Source organism: Lentzea sp. NPDC005914 (assembly GCF_040629405.1).
Lineage (GTDB): Bacteria > Actinomycetota > Actinomycetes > Mycobacteriales > Pseudonocardiaceae > Lentzea.
On sequence record NZ_JBEXVQ010000007.1, the window covers coordinates 328,537 to 334,833 of the forward strand.

Below are 6,297 nucleotides of genomic sequence, written 5' to 3' on the forward strand. Positions count from 1 at the left end.
AGGACCGTCCGGGGAGACGGCCCTGTGAAGGGGTTTCAGACCTGTTCAGCCGGAGGACCGCGCCACGACAGCACGTCCAGGAAGACGACCACCGCGGGAAGAACGCGCGGGATGGCCACGGCCAGCGGTGCCGTGGCGGGCAGGGGAGCGAGCCTGCGGGGGAGCACCGACGCGACGGCGCGGGCCAGCGCGAGCACCGTGCGTTCGGCCACTGCCAGCACCACGACCGTCAGCACGGTGGCCACGACGTGCGAGGTGACCATGCGGGACGGGTCGACGTGCTCGTGACGGGACGCGGCGAGCGACATCATGAAGTGCATCGCGAGCTGCCCGCCGCCGATCAGCGCGAGCATCCGGGCGGGCGTCAGCTCATGCCGTGCGAAGCCGGCACACGCCCACGTGAGCAGCCCGATGAGGGAGAGGGCCAGGCCCGCGTCGGGTAAATGGCCGTCGGCGGTCGAGTGCGCGATCACGGCGAGTGCCCCGGTGACGACGCCGACAGCCGCACAGCGCGCACGGCGCAGCGGAGCTGATGGCGGGGTCACGCGCGGAGCTTAACTGGCGGGTGCGGCCGGACCACAGTCACGAAAAAACCAGGTGGAAGGTTCAATCGGGCTGGTGGGATGCTGCCGCGGTGATCACCTACTCCACCGGCACCGATGACCTGACGGAAGCCGACCTGGCCGGGTTCTTCGTCGGCTGGCCCGGGCCGCCCTCCGCCGCCCAGCACCTCGCCGTCCTGCGCGGGAGCTACCGCGTGGTCATCGCACGGTCTGACGGTGCCGTCGTCGGGTTCGTCAACATGATCAGCGACGGCGTGCTGACCGCGTTCGTCCCGTGGCTGGAGGTGCTGCCGTCGTTCCAGGGGCAGGGCATCGGCACCGAGCTGATGCGCCGGGTCGTGGCCGAAGCTCAGCACCTCTACTCGATCGACCTCGTGTGCGACGAGTCGTTGCGGCCCTACTACGAACGTCTCGGCATGGTCGCGTTGACCGGCATGGGGCTGCGCAACCGGGACGCGTGCGGGTAGCCGTGCGCCCTCAGATCCCTTCCAGGTCGAGGGTCTGCTGATGCGGGCCACCCGTGAACGAGCTCGTGAGCAGCCCCGCGCTCCGGCACCGCCCGCACGTGACCGGTGACGTCGTCGCCTTGAACCGCGTGAAGTCCCAGCTGCCCGTGCCGACATGACAACCAGGCCCCGGCACCTCCAGTCCGAGCCAGCCTTGCAACCGCACCGCGTGCACGACGTCGGACCCGTCGAGGTATCCGTTGAGCCGTCCCGCGAACCGGTTCCGCGCCTCTTCCGCCGGCGCGCTGAGAGCCTCCTGCAACACCGAGATGCCGTTCATGAACCCGATTCAACCTCACGCGGGCGCGTCGAGCCGCGCACCACGCCGCTCCAGAACTGTGAGGCAGCGCGCGCACCACCGCACGTTGTCCCGCTCGAACGACAAGCCGCGCAACAAAGTCAGGTACGGCCCGACGCGCTCGGCCGTGGTCAGGTACTCGTCCTCGGTTCGGCCGCCGAGCAGTTTCACCCGGAGACGGTCGTACCGCGCGATCTTGGCTTCGGCCCACCGCTTGCGTTCCTGGATCGACGCCGTGACCGCCTCGGCGTTGTCGTCCGCCGCCATCACCGCGACCAGCAGTTCGTCGCGGATCGCGGTCGGCTTGTGCGGGCCCGCGGTGAACTCCGCGAGCGCCTCCAGGCCTCGGTCCGTGAGCGAGAACAGCCGCTTGTTCGGCCGCCGCTCCTGCTCGACCGTGCGGGCCACGACCAGTCCGTCGGACTCCATGCGGTCCAGCTCGCGGTAGAGCTGCTGCGGCGTGCACATCCAGAAGTTCGCCACCGACGCGTCGAACGCCTTGGCCAGGTCGTACCCGGACGCCTCCCCATCGAGCAGGGTGGCCATCACGGCGTTGCGCAGCGACATACCAGCAGGTTACGGTGCCTCGACCTAGTCAACAAGTTCAGTAGGTGGCCGTGAACGCATTCCGCAAGGCAGTAGAGGCGCGCGACACCGACGCCATGGCCGCGTGCCTGGCCGACACCGTGGTGTTCACCAGCCCCGTCGCCTTCTCCCCGTACCCCGGCAAGCCCCTGACCGCCGCGATCCTGCGCGGCGTGATGCGCGTCTTCGAGAACTTCCGCTACGAGCGCGAGATCGTCGACGGCCCGAACCACGCGCTCGTCTTCCGCGCCGAGGTCGGCGGCAAGGAGATCCAGGGCTGCGACTTCCTGCACCTCGACGCGGACGGCCTGATCGACGAGTTCACCGTGATGGTGCGCCCGCTGTCCGGCGCGCAGGCCCTGTCGGAGGCGATGGCGAAGCAGTTCGACCAGATCAAGGCCGAAGCACTAGAAGCGTTCAACTCCTAACGCGGCCAGCGCCAGGTCGAGGTTGGACAGCCCCTGCAGGTTGCGGCCGGTCTGCCCCTTCAGCTCCACGATCGCGACGTTGCGCTGGTCGTCGGCGGACATCTTCTTGAGGTCGGCGTCGGTGCGCAGCCCGTTCTCCCGCAGGAACACCATGACCGCACCCACACCGGCCAGGTCCGCGTCGTTGTAGGCCTGGTAGTTGGTCTGGTTCGACAACGACGTCATCACCACGATCAACGTGTTGCGCATGTCGTCGTGGGACATGGTGTTCAGCTGGTGCTGAGTCCGGAAACGCCCGGCCAGCAACACACCGCGGACGTAGAACGGTGCCGTGCCGACCCCGTGCCTCGCCAGGTCGCTGCCCAGTCCGATCTGGACCAGCTGCAGGTTCGTGTACCCCTGCAGCTCACGGCCGAGACCGGTCTGCGCGCCGAGTTCGACGATGAGCACGTTGCGCATGTCGTCGGCGGTCATGGTCTTCAACGCGGCGTCGTCGCGGAGTCCGTTGCGGCGCAGGAAGACCAGCACCGCGCCCATGCCGGCGAGTGTTTCGCTGTCGTAGCGCTGGTAGTCGTCCTGGGCGCTGCGACCGGTCATCTCGACGATCAACGTGTTGCGCATCTCCTCGGGCATCATGAGGTTCAGCTGGTGCTGGGTGCGGAAGCCACCCGCGAGCAGCACACCGCGGATCGGGAACGAGATGATCGCTCCGGCGCGCACCTCGACGTCGACGAACTCGCTGCCCACGAACAAGATCCGCAACGCGAAGTCGCCCACGGCGAACGGGCGGTCGGCCACCTCCAGCTTCGCCGCGCCCTCGTACCGGATCAGGCCGTCGCCACCCGTCGAGTGCACGACCAAGGCCTCGTACGTGATCCCCTGGTCGTACCCGCGTTTCTGGCGCAGCTCCACGAAGAACGTCCGCCCCTTGCGCGGGAACGAGATCAGCACGGGCTTGCCCGGTCCCGCGGCCATGTAGTTGAGCGCGTACAGCCGCACCTTCGCCGGCAGGTCGCGGAGGTTGACGACGGACGAGCTGTCGCGGAACGCCTGCACCCGGTGCAACTGGGCCGCGCACACCATCGGCCCGATGATCCGGTTCGCGGGCTGGTCCACGTGGGGCCACTGCTTGTTCGGCCCGCCGTCCGGCAGTTTCGGGCTGGACTGGCGGATGAAGCTCGGCTGGTTGTTGACCGCCGGGCCGTAGACGCGCGCGCTCATCGAGGAATACGGCGAGCCGTAGTCCGAGCCGTCGGTGCCGAGCTCGTGCTGCAGGCCGTAGCCGTGCCCGAGCTCCTCGGTGGCCACGTCGAACGGGGTGATGGAGTCGACGACCGTCACCTTGCAGACGCGCTGGCCACCGTCGGCGGACGGCACCAGCACGTCGTACCCGCCCCACCAGCCGGTCGGCCGGGCCATCCAGATCAGCAGGACGTCCACGAACGCGAAGTCGACCTGCACGGCGGTTTTCACCACGAGCTCGTGCAGGTCGTTCCGCTTGGCGTCGGTCGAGATCGGGCCGGGGTCGTGGATGGTGATCGGGTCGAACACCTGGCTGCTCACGTCGAAGTGCCCGCGCGACGAGCGCCACCAGAAGTCGCCCATGCTGTAGTCGATGCCGGGCCGCATCCAGTTCTCGAACTGCTCCTGCGTCCACACGCTGTCCGTGGCCGCGTACTTCACCGGAACGACTGCGATCATGGCCGTCTCCTCTGTGCCGCCACGAGTGGACACAGAGGAACTCGGCCGTCGCCGGAGAACGTTACGCGGCAACCTCGTACACGCTGATGTGCCGCCTGCTCGACGCCGTGAACTCCTCGCCGTTCCAGCCGCCCCACCGGTCGCGCAGCCGCAGCCCCGCGATGCGTGCCATGAGGTCGAACTCGGACGGGTAGGTGAGCCGCTGCCGGATCGGGCCGAACCGGACGCCGTCCGCGCTGATCTCCACGTGGTTCTCGTCGAGCATCTGCGTGACCGGGTCGTAGCGGTTGACGTCGAACCCGACGCGGTCGATCTCCAGGGTCTCCACGTCGATGAACTGGTGGCGTGGCCGCGCGGCCCAGGTCGGCAGGCCGCTCTCGATCACGAACACGCCACCGGGCGCGAGGTGGCGTGCCGCGTTCTCGAAGCAGCGCACCTGGTCGTCCTGGGTGAGCAGGTTGCAGATCGTGTTGTAGACCAGGTACACCAGGTCGTACGTGCGGCCGGTGCCCGCGCGGGACATGTCGCCGATCGTCACGTCGATGTCGGAGCCGCCGGGTTTCTCCCGCATGCGCGCGACCATGTCGGGCGAGAGCTCGACACCGTCGACCGCGACACCGGCTTGCACGAGGGGCAACGCGATGCGGCCGGTGCCGATCGCGAACTCCAGCGCGGACTTGCCGAACCCGGCGAGAAAGCGCACGGTGTCGGCCTCGTCGCCGCGGGGCGAGTTGTCGTAGGTACGGGCGGTTTCGGGACCGAAGCTCGGGTTGAATCCCTTCACGACCCCCACGCTAGCCCCGGCGGCTACCGAATTTCAGACGTCCCAGGTGATCGGCAGGTGGTTCACGCCGAAGATCGTCGACGTCGTGCGCACGTGGACGTCCTCGGGTGCGACGGCGAGGCGGATTCCGGACAGCCGTCGCAGAAGCTCCCGGAAGCTCACGGACATCTCGATGCGGGCGAGCTCGTTGCCCAGGCACTGGTGCACGCCGTGGCCGAACGACAGGTGCCTGCTGCGCGGACGGTCGATGCGGAACTGTTCGGGGTCAGGGCATTCGGCGGGGTCGCGGTTGGTGGCGATCACCGAGCACATCACCGTGTCGCCCTCGTAGATCGTGACGTCACCGATCCGCACGTCCTCCAACGCATAGCGCACGATGCCGGTGTCGACAATGGACAAATACCGCAGCATCTCCTCGACCGCGGTGTCCATCAGCGCGCCGGGGTCGTCGCGCAACGCCGCCAGTTGCGCCGGGTGGTCCAGCAACGCGAGCACACCCAGGCCCAGCATGTTCGTCGTCGTCTCGTGGCCGGCGATCAGCAGCAGGTTCGCCAGGCCGACCATCTCGTCGTCGGACATGTCGCTGGTGTGTGCCAGTTCGGACAGCAGGTCGTCCTCGCGGTGGGCTCGCTTCACCTGCACGAGGCCCCACATGTAGCGGTGCATGCGGGTACCGACCTCGATCAGGCCCTCCAGGTCGGTCGCCATGTCGAGCAGTTCGATGGTGTCGTCCTGGAAGCGCCCGCGATCTTCGACCGGCACGCCCAGCAGCTCGCAGATCACCAGTGACGGCACCGGAAGCGCGAAGTCGCGGATCAGGTCCGCCGGCGGCCCCGCGGCGAGCATCGCGTCGATGCGGCCCCGGACGATCTCCTCGATCTGCTCGGTCAGCGCCCGCATCCGGCGCATCGTGAACTGCCGGGCGAGCTGCCTGCGGTAGCGGGTGTGCTCGGGCGGGTCGGTGGTGATGAACGAGCCGGCGCGGCTCTCCGCGCCGGCGAACTTGTCGCGCATCTCCGCGGAGAGCTTGTCCCGCAAGCGCTTGATCTTGAAACGGTCCGCGCTCATCCGCGGGTCCGACAGCAGCGAGCGCGCGGCGTCCTGGCCCGTGACGAGCCAGAGCGGTTCGTCGTGGTGCTCGACCTTGTGGATCGGCCCGGCCGAGCTGAGGCGGGCCAGTCGCGGTGCCGGGTCGAACGTGCTCGCGCGCTCCATGAGATCGGCGGGCAGCACGGGTCTCATCGCGTCGAGTGCGGCGTCCGGCTTCGAGGCTGTTGTCATCGCGGTCCTCTTCGGTGGAATGGTCGGTCGGCAATGCGGGGGATGTGCGAGTTCTAAGTGCTTGTTTCCGAGCTACTGAGGCTGTGTGAGTCGTCGGACGGTGATGCGGATCATCGACCATCGGACCATGGCCTCGTGGTGGTGGCGTAGT

The 6,297-nt window shown here is 68.3% G+C and carries 8 protein-coding genes; 2 read left to right on the plus strand and 6 right to left on the minus strand.

Annotated features, from left to right (window positions below):
• Positions 1 to 35: 35 nt before the first annotated feature.
• Positions 36 to 545, minus strand: a complete 510-nt coding sequence (locus tag ABZ345_RS13015; RefSeq protein WP_359846611.1) for a hypothetical protein — start codon at positions 543 to 545, stop codon at positions 36 to 38.
• A gap of 89 nt (positions 546 to 634) precedes the next feature.
• Here ABZ345_RS13015 and ABZ345_RS13020 point away from each other — a divergent pair, with 89 nt between their 5' ends.
• Positions 635 to 1,030 carry a GNAT family N-acetyltransferase gene (locus ABZ345_RS13020; protein WP_359846614.1) on the plus strand — a complete coding sequence of 132 codons (396 nt, stop codon included), beginning with the start codon at positions 635 to 637 and terminating at the stop codon, positions 1,028 to 1,030.
• Between the two features lie 10 nt (positions 1,031 to 1,040).
• On the opposite strand, the gene ABZ345_RS13025 is transcribed toward ABZ345_RS13020, so the two are convergent.
• Together ABZ345_RS13025 and ABZ345_RS13030 are read right to left on the minus strand one after the other, a co-directional pair.
• The gene (locus ABZ345_RS13025) at positions 1,041 to 1,349 is read right to left on the minus strand and encodes a hypothetical protein (protein ID WP_086665965.1); all 309 of its coding nucleotides are present in this window, start codon (positions 1,347 to 1,349) and stop codon (positions 1,041 to 1,043) included.
• 15 nt (positions 1,350 to 1,364) lie between these two features.
• Positions 1,365 to 1,934 carry a PadR family transcriptional regulator gene (locus ABZ345_RS13030; RefSeq protein WP_359846617.1) on the minus strand — a complete coding sequence of 190 codons (570 nt, stop codon included), beginning with the start codon at positions 1,932 to 1,934 and terminating at the stop codon, positions 1,365 to 1,367.
• A gap of 50 nt (positions 1,935 to 1,984) precedes the next feature.
• Here ABZ345_RS13030 and ABZ345_RS13035 point away from each other — a divergent pair, with 50 nt between their 5' ends.
• A complete protein-coding gene (locus ABZ345_RS13035; protein WP_359846640.1) occupies positions 1,985 to 2,380 on the plus strand; it encodes a nuclear transport factor 2 family protein in 396 nt (131 codons plus the stop codon).
• Here the strand turns inward: ABZ345_RS13035 and ABZ345_RS13040 are convergent.
• The 3 genes from ABZ345_RS13040 to ABZ345_RS13050 all read right to left on the minus strand — a co-directional run bounded on the left by ABZ345_RS13040 (position 2,360) and on the right by ABZ345_RS13050 (position 6,146).
• Positions 2,360 to 4,081, minus strand: a complete 1,722-nt coding sequence (locus ABZ345_RS13040; RefSeq protein ID WP_359846620.1) for a hypothetical protein — start codon at positions 4,079 to 4,081, stop codon at positions 2,360 to 2,362. The two genes, ABZ345_RS13035 and ABZ345_RS13040, sit on opposite strands and share 21 nt — an antisense overlap.
• A gap of 61 nt (positions 4,082 to 4,142) precedes the next feature.
• Positions 4,143 to 4,865, minus strand: a complete 723-nt coding sequence (locus ABZ345_RS13045; protein ID WP_359846623.1) for a class I SAM-dependent methyltransferase — start codon at positions 4,863 to 4,865, stop codon at positions 4,143 to 4,145.
• A gap of 33 nt (positions 4,866 to 4,898) precedes the next feature.
• On the minus strand, positions 4,899 to 6,146 hold the full coding sequence (locus ABZ345_RS13050) for a cytochrome P450 (RefSeq protein ID WP_359846625.1): 1,248 nt from the start codon (positions 6,144 to 6,146) through the stop codon (positions 4,899 to 4,901).
• Between the last annotated feature and the right edge of the window lie 151 nt (positions 6,147 to 6,297).